20 protein-coding genes and 1 tRNA gene are annotated in these 23047 nt (G+C 64.3%); 8 read left to right on the top strand and 13 right to left on the bottom strand.

What is annotated here, in order from left to right; genetic code table 11:
- Positions 1–4: 4 nt before the first annotated feature.
- From kdpA to QCD70_RS09950, 4 genes are all read right to left on the bottom strand, one after another.
- On the bottom strand, positions 5–1681 hold the full coding sequence (gene kdpA / locus QCD70_RS09965) for a potassium-transporting ATPase subunit KdpA (protein WP_301215665.1): 1677 nt from the start codon (positions 1679–1681) through the stop codon (positions 5–7).
- Between the two features lie 2 nt (positions 1682–1683).
- A complete protein-coding gene (kdpF, locus tag QCD70_RS09960) occupies positions 1684–1773 on the bottom strand; it encodes a K(+)-transporting ATPase subunit F (protein WP_157412196.1) in 90 nt (29 codons plus the stop codon).
- Between the two features lie 316 nt (positions 1774–2089).
- The gene (locus QCD70_RS09955) at positions 2090–2305 is read right to left on the bottom strand and encodes a hypothetical protein (RefSeq protein WP_301215661.1); all 216 of its coding nucleotides are present in this window, start codon (positions 2303–2305) and stop codon (positions 2090–2092) included.
- Between the two features lie 74 nt (positions 2306–2379).
- Positions 2380–2781, bottom strand: coding sequence for a winged helix-turn-helix transcriptional regulator (locus QCD70_RS09950; protein ID WP_301215659.1), 402 nt, complete (start codon positions 2779–2781; stop codon positions 2380–2382).
- Between the two features lie 136 nt (positions 2782–2917).
- Between QCD70_RS09950 and QCD70_RS09945 the strand changes: the two genes are divergently transcribed.
- Together QCD70_RS09945 and QCD70_RS09940 are read left to right on the top strand one after the other, a co-directional pair.
- Positions 2918–3520 (top strand): NADPH-dependent FMN reductase, encoded by a 603-nt coding sequence (locus tag QCD70_RS09945; RefSeq protein ID WP_301215657.1) that lies wholly within the window; start codon positions 2918–2920, stop codon positions 3518–3520.
- An 82-nt stretch (positions 3521–3602) separates the two neighbouring features.
- On the top strand, positions 3603–3959 hold the full coding sequence (locus QCD70_RS09940) for an iron chaperone (RefSeq protein WP_301215655.1): 357 nt from the start codon (positions 3603–3605) through the stop codon (positions 3957–3959).
- Here the strand turns inward: QCD70_RS09940 and QCD70_RS09935 are convergent.
- The gene (locus QCD70_RS09935; RefSeq protein ID WP_301215654.1) at positions 3956–4570 is read right to left on the bottom strand and encodes a GNAT family N-acetyltransferase; all 615 of its coding nucleotides are present in this window, start codon (positions 4568–4570) and stop codon (positions 3956–3958) included. The genes QCD70_RS09940 and QCD70_RS09935 overlap by 4 nt on opposite strands.
- 81 nt (positions 4571–4651) lie before the next feature.
- On the opposite strand from QCD70_RS09935, the gene pdxR reads away from it, so the two are divergent.
- Together pdxR and QCD70_RS09925 are read left to right on the top strand one after the other, a co-directional pair.
- Positions 4652–6094: a MocR-like pyridoxine biosynthesis transcription factor PdxR gene (gene pdxR, locus QCD70_RS09930; protein ID WP_301215652.1), complete on the top strand. Its 1443-nt coding sequence runs from the start codon at positions 4652–4654 to the stop codon at positions 6092–6094.
- Between the two features lie 68 nt (positions 6095–6162).
- The gene (locus QCD70_RS09925; protein WP_301215650.1) at positions 6163–6795 is read left to right on the top strand and encodes a GrpB family protein; all 633 of its coding nucleotides are present in this window, start codon (positions 6163–6165) and stop codon (positions 6793–6795) included.
- Positions 6796–6807: 12 nt separating this feature from the next.
- Here the strand turns inward: QCD70_RS09925 and QCD70_RS09920 are convergent, their stop codons facing one another.
- The 7 genes from QCD70_RS09920 to QCD70_RS09890 form a co-directional block, all read right to left on the bottom strand.
- Entirely contained in the window at positions 6808–7395 is a 588-nt protein-coding gene (locus QCD70_RS09920; protein WP_301215648.1) for a uracil-DNA glycosylase family protein, read from the bottom strand.
- A 29-nt stretch (positions 7396–7424) separates the two neighbouring features.
- The gene (locus tag QCD70_RS09915; protein WP_301215843.1) at positions 7425–8381 is read right to left on the bottom strand and encodes a GGDEF domain-containing protein; all 957 of its coding nucleotides are present in this window, start codon (positions 8379–8381) and stop codon (positions 7425–7427) included.
- An 88-nt stretch (positions 8382–8469) separates the two neighbouring features.
- On the bottom strand, positions 8470–9009 hold the full coding sequence (locus tag QCD70_RS09910) for a hypothetical protein (protein ID WP_301215646.1): 540 nt from the start codon (positions 9007–9009) through the stop codon (positions 8470–8472).
- Positions 9006–9533, bottom strand: a complete 528-nt coding sequence (locus QCD70_RS09905) for a DUF2867 domain-containing protein (protein ID WP_301215644.1) — start codon at positions 9531–9533, stop codon at positions 9006–9008. The genes QCD70_RS09910 and QCD70_RS09905 overlap by 4 nt, the downstream gene beginning before the upstream one ends.
- Positions 9534–10351: 818 nt before the next feature.
- Positions 10352–10804, bottom strand: coding sequence for a hypothetical protein (locus tag QCD70_RS09900; protein ID WP_301215643.1), 453 nt, complete (start codon positions 10802–10804; stop codon positions 10352–10354).
- A gap of 15 nt (positions 10805–10819) precedes the next feature.
- Positions 10820–11266 (bottom strand): hypothetical protein, encoded by a 447-nt coding sequence (locus tag QCD70_RS09895; protein WP_301215640.1) that lies wholly within the window; start codon positions 11264–11266, stop codon positions 10820–10822.
- 152 nt (positions 11267–11418) lie between these two features.
- Positions 11419–18249: an RHS repeat-associated core domain-containing protein gene (locus tag QCD70_RS09890; protein WP_301215638.1), complete on the bottom strand. Its 6831-nt coding sequence runs from the start codon at positions 18247–18249 to the stop codon at positions 11419–11421.
- A gap of 513 nt (positions 18250–18762) precedes the next feature.
- Between QCD70_RS09890 and QCD70_RS09885 the strand changes: the two genes are divergently transcribed.
- Complete coding sequence (locus QCD70_RS09885; RefSeq protein WP_301215636.1) at positions 18763–19845, top strand: hypothetical protein; 1083 nt, start codon at positions 18763–18765, stop codon at positions 19843–19845.
- A 74-nt stretch (positions 19846–19919) separates the two neighbouring features.
- Here QCD70_RS09885 and QCD70_RS09880 read toward each other — a convergent pair.
- A tRNA-Leu gene (locus QCD70_RS09880) sits at positions 19920–20003 on the bottom strand.
- A gap of 342 nt (positions 20004–20345) precedes the next feature.
- Between QCD70_RS09880 and QCD70_RS09875 the strand changes: the two genes are divergently transcribed.
- Genes QCD70_RS09875 through QCD70_RS09865 form a run of 3 tightly spaced genes read left to right on the top strand, consistent with a single transcriptional unit; the run spans position 20346 to position 23047 of the window.
- Positions 20346–21149 (top strand): FhaA domain-containing protein, encoded by an 804-nt coding sequence (locus QCD70_RS09875; RefSeq protein WP_301215633.1) that lies wholly within the window; start codon positions 20346–20348, stop codon positions 21147–21149.
- Positions 21146–21727 (top strand): FHA domain-containing protein FhaB/FipA, encoded by a 582-nt coding sequence (locus QCD70_RS09870; protein ID WP_301215631.1) that lies wholly within the window; start codon positions 21146–21148, stop codon positions 21725–21727. The genes QCD70_RS09875 and QCD70_RS09870 overlap by 4 nt, the downstream gene beginning before the upstream one ends.
- 3 nt (positions 21728–21730) lie before the next feature.
- Positions 21731–23047: a PP2C family serine/threonine-protein phosphatase gene (locus QCD70_RS09865; protein WP_301215629.1), complete on the top strand. Its 1317-nt coding sequence runs from the start codon at positions 21731–21733 to the stop codon at positions 23045–23047.

Genomic DNA, 23047 nt, shown 5'->3' with positions numbered 1-23047 from the left:
AGTGTTACTGCAGCCCTTCAGCGAGCGGTGCGAGTGCGAGGACGGGGAAATAGGTGAGGGCGGAGACGATGATCGTGACGCCGACGAGCAGCCCCACGAACTGCGGTCGGTGCGTTGGCAGGGTCCCTGCCGTGGAGGGGATCTTCGGTTGCGCGGCGAGGGAGCCCGCGAGCGCGAGCACCAGGACGATCGGAATGAAGCGGCCGAACAGCATGGCCACGCCGAGCGCCGTGTTGAACCACGGGGTGTTCGCCGTGAGTCCCGCGAAGGCCGACCCGTTGTTGTTCGCCGCCGAGGTGAACGCGTAGAGCACCTCGGTGAGACCGTGCAGGCCGGGGTTCCAGATCGACGTGCCCTCGACATCCTCGCGAATGGCGGGAATCGCGAAGCTCAGGGCCGTTCCGGCGAGAACCAGCGTCGGGGTGACAAGGATGTAGAGGCTGGCCAGCTTGATCTCCCGCGGGCCGAGCTTCTTGCCCAGGTACTCGGGGGTGCGTCCGACGAGCAGGCCCGCGATGAACACGGCGATCACGGCGAGGATGAGCATGCCGTAGAGACCCGAGCCCACGCCGCCGGGTGCGACCTCGCCGAGCATCATGTTGATGAGCGGCATCATGCCGCCGAGAGACGTGAACGAGTCGTGCATCGAGTTGACGGCACCCGTCGAGGTGAGCGTCGACGTCGAGGCGAAGAGCGTCGAGGTGGCGACGCCGAATCGGGTCTCCTTGCCCTCCATCGCTCCGCCCGCGAGCTGCGGGGCTGTGCCCGCGCCGTTCAGCTCGAACAGCGTCAGCGCAGTGAGCGAGACCACGAAGATGGCGGCCATGGCCGCGAGGATCGCGTAGCCCTGTCGCTTGTCGCCGACCATCGCACCGAAGGTGCGCGGCAGGCTGAACGGGATCGCGAGCATCAGCACGACCTGCAGCAGGTTCGTGAAGCCGGTGGGGTTCTCGAACGGGTGCGCCGAGTTCGCGTTGAAGAAGCCGCCGCCGTTGGTGCCGAGCATCTTGATGGCCTCCTGGCTGGCCACGGGCCCGCCCGGGATGCTCTGGGTGCCGCCGGTCAGGGTCGTCACGTCGGTGAAGCCGGCGACGTTCTGGATGACGCCTCCCGCGATCAGCACGATCGCGACCAGCACCGCGAGGGGCAGCAGCAGGCGAAGCGTTCCGCGGGTGAGGTCGACCCAGAAGTTGCCGAGGGTGCCCTGGCGGGTGCGGGCGAATCCGCGCACGAGGGCGATCGCCACGGCGATGCCCACGGCTGCCGAGACGAAGTTCTGCACCGCGAGGCCGGCGAGCTGCACCGTGTAGCCCATGGTGACGTCGGGCGAGTAGCTCTGCCAGTTGGTGTTCGTCACGAAGGAGATCGCCGTGTTGAACGACAGGCCCTCGGGGATGGCGGGGAACCCGAGCGAGTACGGCAGGATCGCCTGCGCGCGCTGAAGGGCGTAGACCAGCAGCACGCCGACGAGCGAGAACGCGAGCACGCTGCGGAGGTAGGCCATCCAGGTCTGCTCGCCCCGGGCATCCACCCCGATCAGCCTGTAGAAGCCGCGCTCGACCCGCAGGTCTTTCGTCGACGAGTAGATGCGGGCCATGTAGTCACCGAGCGGACGGTGGATCGCCACGAGGATGAGAACGAGCGCGCCGACCTGCAGAATCGCGAGAAGAGAGGAGTCCATGTCTAGAACTTCTCCGGCTTCACGAGGGCGTACACGAGGTAGGCGAGGGTGGCGACGGCCAGCACGGCCGAGAGCACGTCGAAGACGATCACAGCTTCGACACCCCCCAGGCGATGAGGCCGACGAGTGCGAACGCGGCGAAGATGCCGAGAACGTAGACGAGGTCGAGCACGGAGAACTCCATCGGATGATGTGGCAGAACGCGCCCCGGTCGGGGTCGCACATCCGAGTAGATACCCGCTTTCGCGCGGGTTTCCGGGCCTTAACGGATCCCTAACGGGCGCCCCGCGCATCCATACGGTCTCGATACGCCTGCACCGTTCCCTGAGCCTGTCGAAGGGAACGACTCTTCTTACACGACGAAGGCCCCGGGTTCGTCACCCGGGGCCCTTGATCGATCGGCTGCTGCTAGTCGCGCAGCTTCTCTTTGTACTCGTTCTTCGCTTCGGTCGAGTCGCGCTCGGCCTCGGCACGCTTCACGTCGGCCTCCGCGCGCTTGACCTCGGCATCGGCACGAACCTCGTCGACCTTGTCGCCGATGCGGTCCTTCGCGTCGTCGACAGCCTCGCCGATCTTCTTACCGGTGGCCTGTGCGGCGTCTTTTGCGTTCTCGAGAAAACCCATGAGTTCATTCCTTCCGGTTGCTTCTCTCAACCGTATGAGCGTGCGCTGGGAGTTTACGGAGAGGCGCCTGCGCGTCAGCCGTCGAACCGACGCCGGCTCTCCTCGATCTCGGACTGGTGCTGCTGGGTCCACCGAATGAACGCGCGCACCGGCTCGCTCAGCGTCTCGCCGAGGGTGGTGAGCTCGTACTCGACGCGCGGCGGCGATTCCGGATAGCTGGTGCGGCTGACCAGGCCGTCCCTCTCGAGCGAGCGAAGAGTGCGGGTGAGCATCCGGTGCGAGATGCCCTCGACGCAACTCATCAGCGCCGTGAAACGCAGCGGGCCCTCGTCGAGCGCCCTGGTCACCTGCATCGACCAGCGGTCTCCCGTCATCGTGAAGATGTCGCGCACCAGGTTTCGGGTGCCCGGAACCTCGCAGGCCTTCTCGACGCCTGCAATGGTTTCCGCAGCGGTCGCGATAGACAATGCCGCCATCTCGGATTACTTCCCTTCGTGTGCGTGACGCACTCGAAAGTGCGCGGCCCGAGGCGGGACTAAAACGCACTCCCGACCTCTTCGTATGACTGACAACGTGCGTTAGGCACGAAAAGTTCCTAAGGAGAGAAACCAGATGACCAAGATCGCAATCATTCTCGGCAGCACGCGCCCCGGACGAAACGGAGAGGCCGTGGCAAAGTGGGTGCGCGACATCGCCGTGAAGCGCGACGACGCGACCTTCGAGCTCGTCGACCTGGCCGACTTCCCGCTCCCCCACTTCGACGAGCCCGGATCGCCCGCGTGGGGCAATTACCAGAACGAGCACACGAAGGCCTGGTCGGCGAAGATCGCCGAGTTCGACGGTTATGTCTTCGTCACTCCCGAGTACAACCACTCGACCTCCGGCGTGCTGAAGAACGCCCTCGACTACCTCTACAACGAGTGGAACAACAAGGCCGCCGCCTTCGTGAGCTACGGCTCGGTCGGCGGAGCCCGCGCGGTCGAGCACCTGCGTCTTGTCGCATCCGAGCTGCAGCTGGCCACGGTTCGCGCCCAGGTCGCGATCTCGCTGATGACCGAGTTCGAGAACTTCTCGGTCTTCAAGCCGAACGACTACCTGCTGCCCCAGGTCGACACCATGCTCGACCAGCTCGTTGCCTGGTCGAAGGCGCTCGAGCCGCTGCACGCCGCGGCTGCCGAGAGCGACGCCGACGCCGACGAGACCGTCGCCGCCTGATCGACTGAGATCACAGCCGGCCCGCTATCGGATGCGACGGGCCGGCTCTTGTCCGGATGCAGGCGCGGTGGGAAAATCGGGCATGGCCACCGATGTCACGGACTACATCTCCAGCCTGACCGGATCCGACCGGCTACGCATCGAGGAGCTCTACTCGGCTGCCCGAGCTCTCGCGCCCGATGCCGTCGAGGGCTTCACCTACGGCGTGCCCGCGCTCCTGTACAAGGGCAAAGGCCTCCTGTCCGTGGTGAAGACGAAGAAGCACATCGGCATCTACCCGTTCGGCAATCTGGCCGAGCTCGCGAGCGAGGTCGCCGCCGCCGGCCTCGACACGACGAAAGGCTCCATCCACCTGAAAGACGGGCAGACATTGCCCGTCGATCTCCTCGGCGCCTTCATTCGACGCCGCGTCGCGCAGATCGATCGAACCGGGCGCTAGCCCCGCACCTTCTCGACGCGGCGGCGCAACCCGGCGCGCACCGACGGCCACTCGCTCTCCACGATTGAGAACACGACCGTGTCGCGCAGGGTTCCGTCTGCCGTGCGGGTGTGGCTGCGCAGCACACCGTCCTGCTTCGCGCCGAGCCTGGCGATCGCCTCGCGCGACTGCTGGTTCATCCAGTTCGTGCGGAACTCGACGGCCACGCATCCGAGCACCTCGAAGGCGTGCCCGAGCAGCAGCAGCTTCGAGTCCGGGTTCGTGCCCGTTCCATGCACCGAGGCCGCGTTCCACGTGTAGCCGATCTCGAGCCGGGGCGTCGTGTGGTCGATGTCCATGTAGGTGGTCATGCCGATCACGCGGCCCGGCTCTCCCGTCTCGCGGTCGCGCAGGCGGGTGACGAACGGCAGCATCGAGCCCTCATGCTGCAGCCCGAGTCGTCGATCGATCTCGGCGCGCATCCCCTCCGGCGACGGCACCGTCGTGTACCAGAGCTTCCAGAGCTCGCCGTCGCGCACGGCGTCGACGAGGCCATCGTGGTGATCGTGGCTGAGCGGCTCCAGAACGACGTGGGTTCCAGACAGGGTGACGGGGGTGATCGCGAGTGTCATGCGATCGAGTCTGCCCGCCGTAGTGGTTCACCGAATATGCCAGTATTGGCCGAAACGATGAGACCAGTTTCAAGGAGCACCATGCGGCACGCGCGCGCGATCGACATCGCAGAGCTGATTGCGGCCGACGGCCCCGGCAGCCCGCGCGAGCGACTGTCGGCGGGGCTCCGGGCGGCCATACTCAACGGGCGTATGCGGCCGGGCGACGCGGTGCCGTCGAGCCGCGCCGTCGCATCCGCCGTCGGAGTGGCGCGAGGCACCGTCGTGCGCATCTACGACGAACTGTCCGGAGAGGGATATCTCGAGACCGTCGCGGGGTCGGGCACCTTCGTGTCGACGAGCGTGCCCGTGCGCACCCCGCATCAGGGCGCAGGGCCCTCCGACGAGGCCCCAGAGAGTCTGGATACCACCTACCCATCCGGCTCCCCCGACCGATCCATCGAGCTGCGCCCCGGCATCCCCTCGACCGCGTCGATTGCGCGCGGCGACTGGGCCTCGGCCTGGCGCCGGGCGACAGCCGGCGAACCCGCCGCCGTCTATCCGCCGCCCGCGGGTCTGCCGGCCCTTCGCGAGCAGATCGCGCGGCACCTGTTCCACTCGCGCGGCCTCGCGTGCGACCCCGACGACGTGATCGTCACCTCGGGGGCGCGCGAGGGTCTGGCTCTGGTCGCGCTCGGCCTTGCAGCCCGGCTCGGCGGGCGGCTGCGGGTCGGATGCGAGAACCCGGGTCATGTGGGCAGCCGCGCGGTGCTCGGTCGACTCGGTGCCGAGATCGTGCCGATCGAGGTCGTCGACGGAGGGGTCGACTTCTCATCGGTGCAGAACTCGACCATCTCGGCCCTGCTCGTCACACCCAGCCACCAGTATCCGCTCGGAGGCAGCCTCGACGTGGGGCGGCGACTGCAACTGCTCGAGTGGGCCGAGCGAACGAACGCGATCATCGTCGAAGACGACTACGACAGCGAGTTCCGGCACGGGCGCAGGGCGCTGCCGTCGATCGCCTCGCTCGACGACTCCGGCCGCGTCGTGCACGTCGGCAGCTACTCGAAGGTGATCACGCCGTGGCTGCGCTGCGGCTACGTGGTCGCGCGCGATCCGCAGGTGCGGGCCCAGATTCTGGATGCTCGGGCCGACATCGGCGAGACCGTGTCGGGCATCCCGCAGCAGGCACTGGCGCACTACCTCGAGAGCGGCGGACTCAGCCGGCACCTGGCTCGAACCCGTCGCGCATACGGGCACAAACGCACCCTCGTTCTGGATGCGCTCGGCGACCGCCTCGGCTCATCGCTCGAGCTGAGCGCGGTCGACGGAGGGCTGCACGCCGTGCTGTCGTCGCCCGTCGACGCCGGTAACGCCGACCTGGCCGAGCGGCTGCAGCGACGCGGAATCATCGTGAGCGGCCTGGCCAGACACTACGTCGCACCGACCCCGCGAGCGCGCGAGGGAATTGTGTTCGGCTACGGCGCGGCGACCGATCTCGAGCTGCAGGCCGCACTCGAAGCCATCCGCCGCGAGACGAGCTGAGGAGTGAGACCTGAGGGATGAGAGGCATCGAAGCAAAGACGAGCCCCAGCCCCTGATACGTTGAAGCGATGCCCTCCACGCGCCAGATCACCGAGTTCTCCGATGAACCGGCCATTGGAAACCCTTGGGTCGTCGAGCCCCTGCCCACGACGATCGAGCTGGTCGAATACGATCCGGAATGGCCCGCTCAGGCCCGCGGGATCAGCGAACGGATCAGTGAACTGCTCGGCCTCCGGGCGATCCGCATCGATCACGTCGGATCGACGGCCGTCGAGGGCCTGCCCGCCAAACCGGTCATCGACATCGACCTCACGGTGGCCGACTCCGCCGACGAGGCGGGCTATGTCAGCACGCTGCAGGACGCGGGATTCGTTCTCACCGTGCGTGAGCCGTGGTGGCACGAGCACCGACTGTTCCGCGGCGGCCAACGCGCCGACGATCGTGTCGCGCCGACCGACGGCGGGCCGGCCACGAACATCCATGTCTTCGGACCAGACAGCCCGGAGCTCATCAAGCACCTCGTCTTCCGCAACTGGCTGCGTTCGAGCGAGAGCGATCGAAAACTCTATGCCGACGCGAAACGTGCGGCCGCCGCCGCCCAGCAGGAGCACGACGCGGTCATGGACTACAACGTGCGCAAGCAGGCCGTGATCCTCGAGATCTACGAACGCGCGTTCCGCGCCTCCGGATTCCTCAGCTGACCCACCCCGGCTTCATCGACCGACGTCCAGCGCCCGCCGCACCTCCTGCGCGAGCCGCGGAATGGTCGTCTGCTCGAACCACGGATTGCGGGAGCGCCACCCTCGAGCCAATGGCGACGGATGCACCAACGGAAAGAAGGGCAGAAACGTCTCGGCGGCTCGAACGGTCTCGGTGACGGATTGCCGCTTCTGCCCGTGGAGGTAGTACCGCTGCGAGTAGGCACCCACCAAAACCGTCAGGCGCACGTCGGTCAGAGCGCCGATGATGCGCGGATGCCACAGCGGCGCCACGTCCGGTCGAGGGGGCAGGTCGCCACTGACACCTTTGCCGGGAAAGTAGAAATCCATGGGCAGCAGCGCGAACTGATCGGGGTCGTAGAACGTGGCCTCCGTCACGCCGAGCCACGATCGCAGCAACCGCCCGCTGACGTCACTCCACGGCTGCCCCGTCTCCTGCGCGACCCGGCCGGGCGCCTGGCCGATCACCAGCACGCGAGCGCGAGCCGATCCGGCGAACAAGGGCTCCCACCCCAGGTCCGTCGCCCAGGCGTTCGACGGGTGCTTCACGATCTCCCGACGGATGCGATCGAGCTCATCCACGGGGTGCTCGGCTCTGCCCGGCAAGCCAGTCACGCCTCGGTCGCCCTTCGCTTGCGCGACGCCTTGTGAAGGTAGAGCCGCTGGTCCGCGCGTTCCCTGATCGTGTGCGCCGTGTCGTCCGACAGCGCCTCCGTCAGCCCGAACGACCACTGCTCGGGGGTCGAAACGCGCAGCCGATCGATCAGGGCGAGGGCCTGCAGCTCCGTCGTCGCGGGCAGCACGAGCAGGAACTCGTCGCCGCCGATGCGCACGACCGAGTCATAGGGGCGCGTCACCGATCTGAGCGCGGCCGCATACTCCACGAGCAGGTGGTCCCCGGCGGCGTGGCCGCGCTCGTCGTTGATCCGCTTGAAGTCGTCGAGGTCGATGATCACGAGCACCAGCGCCTGACCGGTCCTCGTCGAACGCGCCAGCTCCGTCTCGATCCGTGCGTCGAGTCCGGAGCGATTCAGAACGCCGGTGAGCGGGTCGGTGGTGATCTCCTGATCGAGCCTGCTGCGCAGGTAGCCCGCTGCCTCGAGGCAGAACGTCGAGACGAGTGCGACGTTGATCCACGGCAGCAGCACGTCGTCGAGGGGGTTCACGACGATAGCGATGCCCGACAGCACGAACCCGCCCGCGGTGGCCGAGCGCGCGATCCACCGCCGATAGAACCAGCCCAGGTAGCAGGCCAGCATCGGGTAGAGCAGAACGTTGTTGACGGATGCGATGGGTGCGGTCGATACGGACAGCTGCAGCGATGTGACGACGAAGAAGATGCAGGCCCCCGCGAGGCCGACCCCGTTCACGAACCGCGTACCCAGGGCGAGCGGCGTGCCCGCGAGGACGACGGTCACTGCAATCCAGAACCAGGTCCACGCTCCGCCGAGCGAATCGCCGGTCGAGGTGACGGCGTCGAGAAGGCCGCTGGCGGCGATCACCGCGCCGGCCGCCGAGGTGACCCAGGCGAACGGCGGAATCGACCGCCGCGCCACCCACGCGGACATGCGGCTCACCGGCACCCCCCGACCTTCGATGTCGTCGAATTCTAGCGAGGTGCGCGGTCGATCGAATTCTCGGAACGGGGTTGTGAGGCTATCTCGCGTGCGCCCCCTCGGTTGGCCGCGGTCGCCGCATCCGCACCTGACGGAGGTGCACTATGACCACGCCAACAAGAATGGAGGCCCCGCCGAGGAACGCACCCGCGAACATGCTGACGTAGGCGTACCCTGCCAGCACCTCGGCCGATTCGGCAGGGATCACCGCGTTCGTGAAGACGACTCCGGCGGCAAGCGGAACGAGCATCGCCGTGAGCAGGCCGTTACACATGGCCATGAGAGGCGCTTTTCTCACTCCTAGTACAGCGAGCACGCACAGGAGGAGAACGACGACCGCGACGACCAATTGAACTATGGCGAACGATCGGGTGTCGAGCAACAGGGTGTTCAGCCGGCCGCGCCTGCCCAGGGTCTCGATAGCGAAGGTATCGCCAAGGCCGGGCGCAAGTCCGTATGCGAACAGCGCGGCACCGGCGACTGCAAGAACGGCCCAGCCGACGCCGAGCCACGCCAGCAGCCGAGCTTCAGCCTCACCTTCCGCTGGTTTCATCCCGGGCAGAGCGTGGCGACCGTTCACTTCATTTCGTCGGGGGCTTGGATTTCATGCTGAGACCGAATTGACGCTGCCTGATTTTGAGATCGACGCAGCGCGCGCAGGAACAGGGTCATGACCGCGGGGTGTCCGATTCGGAGGCCAGCTGCATAACAGCGACCGAACCAGTTGTGCGTCCAGACTCTGGTCTCCACCTCGATGACGACGACTCCATCGTCTGCGGAGACCTGGAGCGATGACCGAAAGGTCAGATGCTTGTCGGTGATTCCAAAGTCAATCTGGTCTGCCGCCTCAGCGAGCACCGGAAATGGCCCCAGGCGGTCGGCGCGTTTGGGCCCTTGAGCGCCATCGGCGAAGGGTTCGATTCCGAAAACTCGGCCGACCAAGTTTCTGATGCGCAGCGCGGCAACTACGGGCAGGGGTTTTGGGGCGAAGAGCGCCTCTCCCCAAAAGCGCGCCGTCTGGAGCTCACCGTCCGATATGCGAGTTCCCTCTTTCCAGATCAGGTTCGGCTCGCCCAGGGTCTCCGATTTATGGAGTGCGCTCATCGGATTTCGCCCCGACGACCATGTTTGAATGGAATACCGGTAAAGGAAGAGATCGAAGACCACAGAAATGACAACGGCGATTGATCAAGCCAACAGCGCTTTCGAAGAAGGACGCAGGTCTTGACGGTCCACAAATCGCAGAAGAGCCAAGGCCTCCGAGAGCCCGCTAGGCCTGAGACGCTCACGCCTCTCGCGACGTGGTGGTCCGCGCGACCTCAAAGGCCTCTGTCGCGCGCCTTGCCCCATTTGACGTTAGAAGCACGAGCCCTGACAAGAATCGACTCCCGATGACCAATGGGATGTCGGTGGTCGAGCCATCTGCAAATCTCTCGACGAAAACAGCTTGGCTCGACGAATACCAGCCTCGCACTGGCCCGGAATGCACCCAACGAATCTGCTCCCACGGGATCACCGATGTCTCGGTGATCATAGGAAAGCCTGAGAAAAGCCGTATGCCGTCACGGTCAACCGTGACCGAGTAATGCAGTCCCGGGCGAGCCCACTCCGCGGCGGGAGACAGCGATCGGAGGGCCTTCGTCGTTGCCCCATGCCGACGCCCCGTGAAAACCACGGCATCTGGAAACCGTCCCAGCAGAATATGTCGACGAAGAACGCTGGGAATCAACGCCAACCACGCAATAGCGATCAGTGCACCCAGGCATCCGATACCGAGTAACGCGTTGCTTAGCTGAGTGAGAGCCTTGCTCGACCCGGACCCATCAGTCGTAGAGATACGGATCGCGATCATCAGTCCTTGCGACAGAACGAAGAGGACCATGACAATCACAAACGTCGCGCGCCCCGTACCGCGATCATCGTCAGTCGGCGTCATCAACAGAGACTTTCTGTGCATCCGCGTAGGCCTGGATGCGACGCTTCGCCGCAACCCAATCGTCATAACTCATCTTGCCGGTGTTGGCCTCACGCATGATCACGCCATACTTCCAATCGCGACGCTCGACCTCATAGTGCCCCTGAGCAGCGGTCGTATATCCGGCCGCCAGTTCACGCCGTTCCTTTGCTGCCATGAACGGCCAGAGCAACCCTCCACTAGCAGCTGAAAGGACCGCGAGAGCGATGAACAAGACGAAGGCTGGATGAAACGGATGCTCAGTCGTCTGAGTGCCCAAGAACACAAAAAGTGCCACGATGAGAAAGAGTAAACATGCGACGAAAAGACCTGCAACAGGACCGCTCCATTTGTGCAAGGTCCAGCCAGGCAAGAGGTCGCTTTGACGCAATTCGTTATCGTTCTTTTTCATCTCTGCCATGTCTCCCGTCCGCCGCTAGTCGACAAGTCCGCTCGTCGCATAGATCTTCCACCCGAAGGTGTTGAACTCAAGGTGATACCAAAGACAAGTTGTCGTGTTTTCTGAGGTCGGTACATCTGTCGGCAGCAATACTGTGGTCTCGCACGCGTGAACGTCCGCATATTTTCCGTCTATGGCAAGACTGTCGAATGTTTCAGCCGGATAAGTGGTCACAGTTTCTGGCAAGGTCAGGGCCTGCTCAAACTCAGTGCACTGTCTCCAGCCCCGATCATTGCGGAACTTCTCCGTTGTGGCGGACCGAAGGTCCGCGCAGTTACGCTCGTCCCACGCCCCCGCCAGCGACGCAACCACCGCTTCAGGCCCCGGGGTCTTGGGGGAATCCCTCTTTTGATTCGTCGAGACAACCACCAAGGCAATAATGAGTGCCGCAAAAACCGCACCAAATACGAGTATGCCGATCATTGACCCCATCCGGGTCGTGGCGTTATCCACGTGCCCCGGATGGTCTACAGGCAGTGGACGATAAGAGTTCCAAACGATCTGAGTGAGGCGAGACCTCTCCGCCATCGGTTTTGGCCCGCGGCGTCCACGGCCCGGGTCCTCGTCCTTTGTCACTATGACAACCATCCAATCAGTTGGTCGAGGGCGTCTAAGGAAATGCCGAACGCTTTAAGGGCTTGGTCTGCACTCTTGACGGCCTCTGCCCCGTCTTTTATCGCCCCAAGAATGAATTGACTGGAAAGGCCAAGCGCAATCGACAGGGCACCGATGGCGCATCCGATAATGTCCCCCGTGCTGTGTTCACCAAAGATGGCCTGCGCACAGGAATACACGGTCGAGGCGATACCAGCCAGCGTACCTAGAACGAGAATGATCGTACCCAGAGCACCAAAGAGAAACAGCAACGGCTTGATCGCGTTCACGACGGCGCCGACGGACCCCAGAATTTCGAAGAAGAGGTCGAAGCCCGCCTTCGCTTCCTCGGCATGTCTGTCTTCCTCGGTAGTGGTGTCGCCCTCAGATGTCTGAACCTCAGGTTGTGACGGGCTCGCCGTAGGTGGCCGCTGCGCAGCCGGCGTTCCTGGGCTTGTCTGGTCATTGATTGTTCGGTTGTTGGGAACGCATCTGCTGACTGAGATCCAGTGACAATCGTGGGCCGTCGCGTAGGTCTCCATGCGGTCGGCACCCATGTATCCGAGCAAGTCGGTGTCGGAAGTCGGGTTGTTTGTCACGTATGCGTAGCGGGATAGCGTCTGCGGTTGTTCCAGCAAGCCGCGCCATTTGTCTTGCTGCAGCCATGCCCCGGTGGTCGGGTCGTAGGTGCGGGTGAGGTAAGTGTTCAGTCCGAGGCCGGGGTCTGTGGTTTGGCCTGTGTAGTTGGTTGTGGTGTCCCAGCCGTCGGTCTCGAAGTTCTGGGTGCCGTAGTCGGCGAAGTTCGCCAGCTGGGTCACGCTTCCCCCGACCGCCTGCGCGCTCGTTGAGCCGAGCCTGTCGAGCAGGTCCCACTTGGTGCCGTCGCTGGTGACGTCTGCACTGATGTTGCCCTGAGCATCCCGTAGTTGAGTCGTGATCCCGGAGACGGTGTTGGTCTGCTGAACGGGCTGGGCGCCGTCGAAGGTGACGTCGGTCGATTGGGTGCCGAGGCTGGTCGTCTGAGTTGACCCGGTCTGCCGGCCGACACCGTCGTAGCTGTAGGTCGCGGTGCGGTCAGGCGTTGTCACGGTGCTGAGCTTGTTGTCGGGCCCGTAACTGTACTGGGTCGTCGCACTGCCCTCGGTTTGAGAGGTGCGGTTGCCGTTTCCGTCATAGTTGTACGAATCAGTCGACGTCTGACTCCCCGTGACCGTTGCTCCGGTGAGCTGATTCGCCAGGTTGTATGACGCATCCGTGGTCACCGTCTGCTCCGCGGTGGTGACCGTGGCTGCCGTGCGGTTGCCTGCCGGATCGTAGCTGTAGGTCGAGGAACTCAGTGTTCCTGTTGACGAACTCAGACGGTTGAGGTTGTCGTACGTGTACGAACGCGCGTCCTTCACCACAACACTCTTGCCTCCGATCACCGGAGCAGGAGACGCCGGAACCGGCGCGGTCGGAGTCGACGGGGTCGACGACTGATCGGATGCTGTTCCCGAACCCGTGATGGTGCGCGTCGCCGACTCCACGTTGCTGTCTTTGTCGTACGTGTAATCGAAGACCAAGCCTGCACCCTGGGTCGCGACCGGCGTAGGGGTGGGGACGGTTCGCTGCTTCAGGAAGTCAGCCACGGGCAGACATTCGACCGCACACGCGGTGGCTTGCTGCGCGTCGACTGCTCCGGACGGTGCCGATGGGTCGGCGTCGGTAGGGGTGAGGTGCGCGATCTGTGTGACCCGGTTGGCGGCGTCATAGCTATAGCTGGTGTTGAGACCGGTTGATCGCGTCGTCTTGGTCAGGTTGCCGGCGGGGTCCCATTCGTATGCGAGAGTTCCCCAATCGCTTTTCTGCGCGAGCGGGCGGCCGGCGTTGTCGTAGGTGTAGCCGATGCTTTCGCCCGTGGGCAGAGTCAGCGACGTCAGTTGGTTGGCGGCGTCGTACGCGTAGTCCAACCGTTTGCCCTTGGCGTCGATCTGTTCGATCTGGTTGCCGTTCTTGTCGTACTTCCAGCCCGACGTGCCGGTGCTGTCGACCATTGATACGGCTCGGCCGTTGTTGTCGTAGCCGAGGGTGGTCGTTTGTCCGCCCGTGTATCCCACGCTGGTGACGTTGCCGGTCGGCGAGTACGCGTAGTTGGTGGTGACACCATTCGGGTCGTTCTGGTTCGCGAGTCGACCCGTGGGTGTGTAGTCGTATTTCCAGGTGTTTCCGAGCGGGTTCGTCTCCGTAACGACTCGACCCGCAAGGTCGTAGTCGAAGGATGTGATGTGCCCGTTGGCATCCGTGATTGCGGCGAGTCCGCCCGTCGGAGTGTACCCGTAGCTGGTGGTGACGTTCACGTCCGAGCTCGGGGTCGCGCCCGACTTGTAGCCCTCGATGACCTTCGTGAGCTGACCGGCAGGGTCGTAGGAGTACCGGGTCTCTTTTCCGAGCGGGTCGACGAGTGACGTTTGTTGCCCGTTCAGGTCGTAGCCGTACGCGGTCGCGTTGCCCACGGCATCCGTGATCGTGGAGACGAGCCCGGTGGAGGTGTAGTCGCGTGTGGTGTCGTTGCCGTTCGGATCGGTGACGGTCTTCACACGCCCCAGAGGGTCGTAGCTGCTGAGAGTCGTCTGTCCGAGAGGGTTGGTGATACCGGTCGTATTTCCCTGACCGTCATAGGCGAAGGTCGTGGTGCGGTTCAGCTCGTCTGTCAGCGCGGTCACCTGGCCTGCCGAGTCGTAACTGAAGGTCTTGGTGCCGCCCATGGGGTCGGTCGTGGACGTGAGTCGGCCTGCCGGGTCGTACGCGAGGGTGGTGCTGTTGCCTTGTCTGTCGGTCGAGGTGACGGGGTGTCCGTCCTTGTCGTACTCGAGAGTGGCCGTCTTACCAGCCTGGTCGGTGACCTCCGTCAACTGCCCGAGAAGGTCGTAGACGTAGCTGATGCGCTGGTTCGAGGCATCCGTCGTGTCAGTGACCTGCCCGACTTTGTCGTAACGTGTCTCGGTTACCGCCCCATTTGGGTCGGTGACCGTTGTGGGCCGCGACAGGGTGTCGTAGTCGTAGCTCGTCACTCCGCCGTCTGGTGCGGTAGAGGCCGTGAGGTTGCCGATCTGGTCGAACTCACGCTTCCACACGCCCCCGTTGGGGTCCGTGATTTTGGTGACGTTCCACATGGCATTGAGACCGTAGGTGACAACTCCGCCGAGCGGGTCAGTGACCTTGGTGAGCTTGTCTTCCTTGTTGTATTCGTAATGTGTCACCCCACCGTCGGGAGCTGTCCACGAGGTCAGGTTGAAGCGGTTGTCCCACGTGTACGACGTGACGTTGCCGAGAGCGTCCGTGCTCGAGAGCAGGTGGTCGTTCGCATCGTAGGCGTAGCTCGTCACCGCGCCGGTGGGGTCGGTCTTGGACTGCAGCCTGTCTTGAACATCCCAGGCGTATGACGTCACGCGGCCGATCGGGTCTGTGACAGAGGTCGCCCGGTTCGCAGAGTCGTAGGCCAGTTGAGTGACGTTGCCATCCGGGTCGGTCACCGAGGTCACGTTTCCATGACCGTCGTACCCATACTGCGTCACCGCTCCGGCAGCCGAGGTGGCGGTCGTCAGGTTGCCCTGTCCGTCATACGCGCTTCCCAGAACGTCACCCGTCGGCAGGGTCGTCTGCGTCACCAGTCCGAGTGGGTCGAGCTGGTAGGCCGTCGTTCGCGGAGCTCCATTGGGGCCCCCGAGATCGGTCATCGATGCGATTTCGCCAGTGGGCGTGTAGGTGTACTTGATGTCGCTGCCGTCGGGCAGGGTCGTCTGGGTGACGTGCGCCCCGGCGTCGTAACTGTATTTCCAGACATGGTCGGCCTGGTCGGTGTACGACGTCACGTTGTTGTTCTCGTCATACGTGTACGCGGTGCTGTTGCCAGCCGCGTCGATCTTGGCTGTGACTCGAGCTTGCGAGTCGTACAGGTAGGTGGTCTTCTGACCCTCCTGATCCGTGTAGACGGTCTTGCCGGGGGTCGAGTAATCGAAGGTCCGCAGATAACCGTCCGCGTCTGTCTGCTGAGACACTCGACCGGATGCGTCATAGACGTTGGTCAGATAGGTGACACCCAGACCGTCGGTGGCGGTGAGCATCTGGTGCGCGCCATCGTAGGTGAATGTTCGTGTGGTGCCGTCGGGATTGGTGATCGTGCTGAGGTTTCCGGCACCGTCGTAGGAGAGCTGCCACACCCGGCCATCCGGGTGCGTGAAGCTCGTGATGTGGCCCTGGATGTCGTTGCCGACCTGGATGGTCTGGCCGCCGGCATCCGTGATGCTCGTCAGAGGCAGGAAGTGCTGCTGATCCTCGTCCAGTGCCCCATACGTCAGGGTTGTCGTGTGACCTTGACGGTCTGTGTGCTTGACGAGTTCGCCGATACCGTCGATGTCGGCGGCGTCGAACTGCCAGGTCTCGCCGTCGACCGAGGTCAGGAGTAGCTGGCCGCCGCCGGCTTCGGAGAGCGTCTGGTTGACGCCGGCCTCAGAGTTGTAGCCGCCTGCCCCGTTGGACGCAAAGGTGAAGCTGGCTCCGTCGTTGCGGACGACCATCACACTGTTGTCGCTGAATCGTTGCGCCCGAGCCCCCGCGCCAAAGGTCCACGAGTAGCCGACCCGAGACTCACGTCCGTCCTGGCTGTTGTACACCAGGCCCACGTTCGTCTCGGAACCTCCGGGGCCGGTCAGGTCGAAGATCTTCTGCGACTCGATGAGGTTTCCTGTGGACATGGAGACAGGTTCGGCGCCGTATAGAAGGTAGTTCTGGTAGCCGAGGTCACGCCACCGCTGTTTCTCCGCGTCCGTGGGCGGAGTTGGCCAACCGCCCTGTACAGGGTTGGTGCACTCGAAGCCTTTGGATTCCAGGTAGGTCTTGAAACCGGTCGCGACCCCGCCGATGATCTTGTCGAAGCCGTTGTCGATGACAACACGGTCAAAGTTGTTGTCCATGAACAGCACCTCGAGGTGCGTCTTCGCGCCGGGCACGCCCGCAAACTCGACCTCGGGAATGTTCTGCGAGTCATGTGAAGGTTCGATCTTCGACTGTCGGTCTGTCCAATCGTGCATGACGCCGTTCACCGTATTCGACAGGGCGTCATCATCGGCACCGCCGTAGGTGTACACCTGCGTTCCACCCTCGGCCGCATCCGCGTCCGAACCCCACGCGTGACCGTCCAACGTGTTGAAGCCGAATGTGGCGAATAGGTCTGGATTCGCTGCCGCCGCGGTCGCCGCGCGAGTGGCCGGGTCAACCGTTCCCTGCCCCGGATCTTCACGGGTGATCACGACGTTCGCCAAACACGCCTGCGTCAACAGGTCACGCACGCCCTGTGCCAGACGAATGTTGTAGGGAAGCTCCGTGACTGCCGGTAGCGGGGTCTCGGCAAAGCCCGAATCGTTGTCCGGGTCGAGAACGATTGTGGGGCCCTTGGTCGCCTCGATCTTGCCGCCGATGACCACAAGTTCGGACAGGTGGTACGAGTCAGCCTTGACCGTGCCTGATTCTTCGTCGTAGTACGACGGCAACGCAGTCCACGGGTCGCCCGGTTTCTCGCGGGTGTAGATCTTGAGCTGAGAAGTGTCGAGCCCTTCGAGCTGCGCAGGATCGACCTTGATCGACAGCGCGACCCCCGTCTTCACGTCCTTCTCGCCATCAGGGATGGTGCCCGCCCCAGGGACCACCGTCGAGGTCGAGGGGAACTGCGTGACGTCATTGCCCGCAGCCGTCGTTGCCGAAATATCGACCGGCACCGACACCGCCGTGCCGCCCGTCTCCGCCTCGGCAACCTGCGCCACCGCCTTAGGCAGCTGCGTGACGACGACGTCGAGCTTCTCCGCGATCTTCTCGCCGGAGAACGTGGCGTCCACCCCGATCGAATCGGCGGTGATCGTTGATTCTTTGCCGGGGTTTACCGTTCCACTGCCCAACGGGTCACCGGTCGGCTCCGTCACCGGCGACGAGCTCGGCGTGTTCGATTCGTGCGCGGTGGGTTCAGCGGCTTTCTGCACCTCTGCAAGCGTCTCGGCTGCAGCCCGGTCAGCCAGGGTGGCCGCCGAGGCAACCTGCGGAGTGACGGTGCCCACAACAACAACCGCAACCGTCACGACCACAGTGAGTGCAACACGCGGCACATGGGTCAATCGGCGAACGAGCCGTGACAACCTGAGCCTGAGGGTTCGAGCGAAACCCCTCAGGGCACGGGCGCCGTGTACCAGAACGGCTCCGAGGCTGTTTGGATTCAGCCCGGCAAATGCCATACCCGCACCAGCCATGACGGCCGCAGTCTCGGCATCCGATGACCTGGTCATGCCATCGCGATCGCCCTTGCGACGGTTCCGCAGCCAGAAGCCGAGGGCGACGGCCGCCACGGCTGCCGCAACGAGCCATGGCAGGATCTTCAACCCGGTTTCGGCAAGATCTTCGGCGATGAGACAGTTCATCAACTGACTCATGTCTGTCAACCCATCGTGATTCGCGTCCAGCGAGGACAGAGACTCCGGGCCATTCCTGACACCCGCGAGAACGAAGGAGATCCAGTCGGGAATGCCATTCTGGTCAGTGTCCTCGTATCCCGTAGCGCACAAGGCCGTGCCGCACACCAGAATCGACAGATACGTCGGCACACCGCGACGGTTCACGTCCGCAGGATCGACACAGGTCGCGTCTCCGCAGACGACAACGGCCTGCCAGGCCGGAACACCGCGCCCGCCATCGACCGTTTCAAGTGGCGTCGTCGACGTCAGATTGCCGCCGGTGGCCAGCTCGGCGTTGTCGCCCACCTCGTCGAGATCTACGTCACCTTCGGGCATGGAGTATCCATCGGAAGGGACGAAGGACTTCGAATCCACGCCACTAGCTGAACTGCCCGAACTGCCTCCACTCGCGGCCGGCGTCACCGAGCCTCCCGAGCTGATCAGCTCTGCGACATCGTTGCCAGACGGCTTCGAGCCGGCAGCGTCCACCGCTCCCGTGATCAGGAGAGCAACGAGACCGGCCACGACGACAGCACTCGCTGCTGCAGTCGCACCCTTGAATCGAGTGGAGCGTGAACCGAATGAGGCGCGGAAACGTCGCAGCAAAATGAGGCACTCCGAGTGATAAGGGCCAGAAATGCTGGCGTGCGTTCCGTTAGCTTAGGGCTTAACTGTGAATCAGATCACAATCAGCCAGAAAAAGAGAAAAATGTTTGCATCCCAATTTAGGAGCTGTTATGGGGACTGAGAATCACTCATGTGGTCGGCGGATAGATATCCGCTGGCTTAGCTGGCACTGGCGTGCTGACACGTATCCGGGGGGGATTCGCCGTCTACAAGGAGACGACTATGTCCACGGCACATATCGACGAACCTGCCCGCCATTCGGGCAATCGAGCAACTCGGCGCTATTGGTGGGTGTGGATCGTCGGCGCCATGTCCCTGCTTGCTCTGCTCGCTGGAGGAATCTCGGCCGGTCTTCTGTATGAGAAGCAGAGACTCGCGCCTGATCGACTCGTCGCCGACTACCTTCGCCTTGTCGTCGACGGCCGAATCGAGGAGGCCGTGAGCTTGTCCGGCGGTGTCGAGGACGGTCTCGACACGCGTCTGCTGACCGACGAGACCTACGCCGCCGCATCCAACCGCGTCTCGGATTTCGCCATAGGCACCGTCGAGTACTCCGCAGGTCGGGCCGTCGGGCCGGTGAAGATCAGACAGGCGTCCACCACAACGGAGCAGAGAATTCAGCTCGCCTCCTCATCGAAAGAGTTCGGCCTCGTCGACGTGTGGCGATTCGAGAACGTCGGGCTGGCATCCGTTCGCGTCGCGGTGTTCGGTCCAGACGTGCAGGACATGATGGTGAACGGTGAGGACCTCGGCAAGATCGGACCCGTGGGCTCGACCGGTCCCGAAAGACAGGGTCTGACACTGCCTGCTTTTCCGGGCGACTATGAGATCGGCAGCACCACCGTCAATGTGTACTACGACGTCGCTCCAGCGACAGCCTCGATTGCCGCGATCACGGGCGAGGACGCGGAGCAGGCCGGGCGGGCATCTCTGCATGCTCAGTTGAACGCCGTCGGCGAGGCACTCGCCCAGAACGCAGTTGCTTCGTACTTCGATGGATGCCTCGCGCAAGGTGTCATGGTGCCGGTGGGCTGCACCTTCAATCCGAGCATCGATCCAGGTGCAATGTATAGCAACGTCACGTGGCAGCAACAGGCCCTCCCCACCACCCGGATCGGCGACTGGGATGGCCTCGGTTGGACCGTTGATTCCTACAACGACGGGCGGTTCACCCTCGAGGCGGACGCCTCCGTGGGCGCCAGCACTCAACGGCTGACCTGGACCTTCACGACCATGAATGTATACGGGCGGGTCATCGTGACCGATGGCATCGCCGTATTCACGGACTACAGAAAGCTGAATTAGGCCCTGAACAGGAGGTCACGAGAAGACGAAGGCCGGACCGGGATTTCTCCCGATCCGGCCTTCATTCGTTCGCGTGCGCGAGGGGGGACTTGAACCCCCACGCCCTTTCGAGCACTGGCACCTGAAGCCAGCGCGTCTGCCAATTCCGCCACTCGCGCGAACTTAGAGAGATTAGCACGAAGGGGCGGCGCGGGGGAATTCGAGGAAGGAAGGTGGTCTTGAAACGCGCTGCTCCTTCCTCTGACCGACGGAACGGGAGGAGATTTGCACATCCGAGCTGAATACGGGGTCGGATGTCGAAATCTCCTCCCGATTCCCTTCGACAAGCTCAGGGAACGAGGATGTAGAGCGCCCGTCGACCACGCCGTGGTTAAGAGGTACGAGAATCACGCGATAACACGCACAGACCGCGCACTGGGTGGATTTTCACGCAACACAAGTAACATCTACCTGAGCCACGCCGCCCGGGCCGTGGCGCGCGCGCAGAAATTGGGAGACACGTGGGACTGCTGGACAACTTCGAGAAGGGTCTCGAGCGCGCCGTCAACGGCGCCTTCGCCAAGACCTTCCGCTCGGGGCTGGCACCGGTCGAGATCACCTCCGCCCTGCGTCGCGAGCTCGACACCAAGGCGGCCGTCATCTCCCGCGACCGCATCCTCGTGCCCAACTCCTTCCGTGTCATCGTGGGCCCGAACGACTACCAGCGCATGATGGCCCTCGGCCCCACGCTGAACGACGACCTCATCCAGTTCGTCCAGACCCACGCCAAGCAGCAGGGCTACCAGTTCGCCGGCGGCATCTCGATGGAGCTCGTGCAGAATGCCCGCCTCACCGACGGTCTCGTGCAGATCGAGTCGGCCAACGCGGCCGGCGAGGTCACCTGGACCCCGGTGCTCGACGTGGCCGGCAAGCGCTACCCCATCACCTCGTCGCGCACCGTCATCGGCCGCGGGTCGGATGCCGACATCACCATCGACGATCCCGGCACCTCCCGAAAACACGTCGAGATCCTGTGGGACGGCAAGCGGGCCCTGGTCAAAGACCTCGGCTCCACCAACGGATCGCAGCTTAACGGAGTCGCGGTGTCGAAGGCCCCGCTCGAGCCCGAGTCGGTCATCCAGATCGGCCGCACGCGCATCGTGTTCCGCGTTCTCGCGCAGTCGGCCAGCGTCGACCAGTACTCCGACCTGCGCACGCAGCGCCAGGCCAGGCCTCCGGAGCAGTTCCGCGAACAGCGACCGCTGCCACCCCGCCCCGACCGCCCCCGGCACGACCCGGGCGGTTTCTGGAGGGACCAGAGTTGAGTGAACTCACCCTCCTGATCCTGCAGTTCGCGTTCCTCGCCCTGCTCTGGATCTTCGTCTTCGTGGTGGTCTACGCCATGCGCAGCGACCTCTTCGGTCGCCGGGTCAAGAAACTGCCGGATGCGCAGGCCGCGAGCGCAGGCAACTTCCCCAATGCGGCCCCGGCCGCCGCCGTCAGCACCAACACCCCTCCCCGCCAGCAGGCACCTGTTCCCCAGTCGAAGGTTCCCACCTTCACCCCCCTCGAGGGCTCCTCCGCCGGAACCCACCCCCGCGCCACGACCGGCAACGCCGCCCGTCTCGTCATCACCTCGGGCACGAAGAGCGGCACGGAGATACCCCTCGGAACCATGCCCCTCACCATCGGCCGCTCCACGGACTCGAGCGTCGTCATCCGCGACGACTACACCTCCACGCACCACGCCCGCCTCATGGTGTGGAACGAGGAGTGGATGCTGCAGGACCTCGACTCCACGAATGGAACCTTCCTCGACGGCAAACGCGTCACCTCCCCGGTGAACGTTCCCCTCAATACGCCCATCAAGATCGGCGCGACCAGCTTCGAGTTGCGGCGCTAGGGGATGGCCCTCGTCACATCGAGCGCCGCCATCTCCCATGTCGGCAAGATCCGCTCGAACAATCAGGACTCGGGGTTCGCCGGGCAGTCCCTGTTCGCGGTGGCCGACGGCATGGGCGGCCATGCGGGCGGCGATGTCGCATCCGCCCTGGCCATCACACGGCTGCGCGAGATCGACGGTGAGTACAGCTCCGCCGTCGACGCCGAGTTCGCCCTGCAGGAGGCGATCGTCGCAGCCAATGCGATCCTCGCCGAGACCGTATTCGAGCATCCCGAACTCACCGGAATGGGCACCACCCTCTCTGCCCTCGTGCGCGTGGGCCAGAGCGTCGCCCTCGCCCACATCGGCGACTCGCGCGTCTACCGTTTTCGCGACGGCACCCTCACCCAGATCACCGCAGACCACACCTTCGTGCAGCGGCTCGTCGACTCGGGCCGCATCACAGCAGAGGAGGCGAAGACGCACCCCCGCCGATCGGTTCTGATGCGGGTGCTGGGCGACGTCGATTCGACACCGGATGTCGACCTGCAGGTCATGGACACCCGTCCCGGCGACAGATGGCTGATCTGCTCCGACGGCCTCACGGGCGTGGTCGACAACGATCACATCTCCGAAGCCCTCGCCAGCGAGATGTCTCCCGCCGAGGTCGTCTCCGAACTCGTCAAGCAGGCACTCGACGGAGGGGCGCCCGACAACGTCACCATCGTGGTGGTCGACATCAGCTCCTCGTTCGACGAGCACGGTGTCGAACCCGTCACCGTCGGCTCCGCATCCAAGCCCGTGGCCTTCGAGGGCACGCTGGGTCGCCGCGTGTCGCGCCTGCCCGGCCTGCGCCTGCACCCGCGAGGTCCGGCGGACCCCAGCCACTTCGAACCCGAGTCCGAGGACTACCTCGACGAGCTCATCGAAGAGAACCGTCGCCGCTCCCGCCGACGGAAGACCGCCTGGCTCGCCGGCGCACTCGTCATCGTCCTCGCCATCGCCGCGGGCGCCATCGCCGGCTACCGGTGGACGCAGACGCGCTACTACGTCGGCGACGTCGACGGCCAGGTCGCGATCTTCCACGGCGTGCAGCAGACCATCGGCCCGATCGCGCTGTCCGAGGTCTACCAGACCACCGACATCCAGCTCGACGACCTGCCCGCCTACACACAGGAGCAGGTGCGCGACACCATCAGCGCCGACTCGGTGAAGGCCGCCCTCGAGATCGTCAAACGCCTCGGCGCCGCGGTCGAGCCCGAATCGACGTCGACACCCACACCCACACCCACGCCGTCTCCCTCACCGACGCCCGACGCCCCGGCGGCCCCCGTTGGCTGA

This window comes from Agreia sp. PsM10 (assembly GCF_030433855.1).
GTDB lineage: Bacteria > Actinomycetota > Actinomycetes > Actinomycetales > Microbacteriaceae > Agreia.
This window is presented reverse-complemented; position numbering and strand designations above follow the sequence as displayed.

What these genes read in the sequence shown, in the direction of transcription:
- kdpA (WP_301215665.1), bottom strand. Translation starts at nt 1,681, where the DNA reads ATGGACTCCTCTCTTCTCGCGATTCTGCAGGTCGGCGCGCTCGTTCTC.
- QCD70_RS09955 (WP_301215661.1), bottom strand. Translation starts at nt 2,305, where the DNA reads ATGGGTTTTCTCGAGAACGCAAAAGACGCCGCACAGGCCACCGGTAAG.
- QCD70_RS09950 (WP_301215659.1), bottom strand. Translation starts at nt 2,781, where the DNA reads ATGGCGGCATTGTCTATCGCGACCGCTGCGGAAACCATTGCAGGCGTC.
- QCD70_RS09945 (WP_301215657.1), top strand. Translation starts at nt 2,918, where the DNA reads ATGACCAAGATCGCAATCATTCTCGGCAGCACGCGCCCCGGACGAAAC.
- QCD70_RS09940 (WP_301215655.1), top strand. Translation starts at nt 3,603, where the DNA reads ATGGCCACCGATGTCACGGACTACATCTCCAGCCTGACCGGATCCGAC.
- QCD70_RS09935 (WP_301215654.1), bottom strand. Translation starts at nt 4,570, where the DNA reads ATGACACTCGCGATCACCCCCGTCACCCTGTCTGGAACCCACGTCGTT.
- pdxR (WP_301215652.1), top strand. Translation starts at nt 4,652, where the DNA reads ATGCGGCACGCGCGCGCGATCGACATCGCAGAGCTGATTGCGGCCGAC.
- QCD70_RS09925 (WP_301215650.1), top strand. Translation starts at nt 6,163, where the DNA reads ATGCCCTCCACGCGCCAGATCACCGAGTTCTCCGATGAACCGGCCATT.
- QCD70_RS09915 (WP_301215843.1), bottom strand. Translation starts at nt 8,381, where the DNA reads ATGTCCGCGTGGGTGGCGCGGCGGTCGATTCCGCCGTTCGCCTGGGTC.
- QCD70_RS09905 (WP_301215644.1), bottom strand. Translation starts at nt 9,533, where the DNA reads ATGAGCGCACTCCATAAATCGGAGACCCTGGGCGAGCCGAACCTGATC.
- QCD70_RS09900 (WP_301215643.1), bottom strand. Translation starts at nt 10,804, where the DNA reads ATGGCAGAGATGAAAAAGAACGATAACGAATTGCGTCAAAGCGACCTC.
- QCD70_RS09895 (WP_301215640.1), bottom strand. Translation starts at nt 11,266, where the DNA reads ATGATCGGCATACTCGTATTTGGTGCGGTTTTTGCGGCACTCATTATT.
- QCD70_RS09890 (WP_301215638.1), bottom strand. Translation starts at nt 18,249, where the DNA reads ATGCCCGAAGGTGACGTAGATCTCGACGAGGTGGGCGACAACGCCGAG.
- QCD70_RS09885 (WP_301215636.1), top strand. Translation starts at nt 18,763, where the DNA reads ATGTCCACGGCACATATCGACGAACCTGCCCGCCATTCGGGCAATCGA.
- QCD70_RS09865 (WP_301215629.1), top strand. Translation starts at nt 21,731, where the DNA reads ATGGCCCTCGTCACATCGAGCGCCGCCATCTCCCATGTCGGCAAGATC.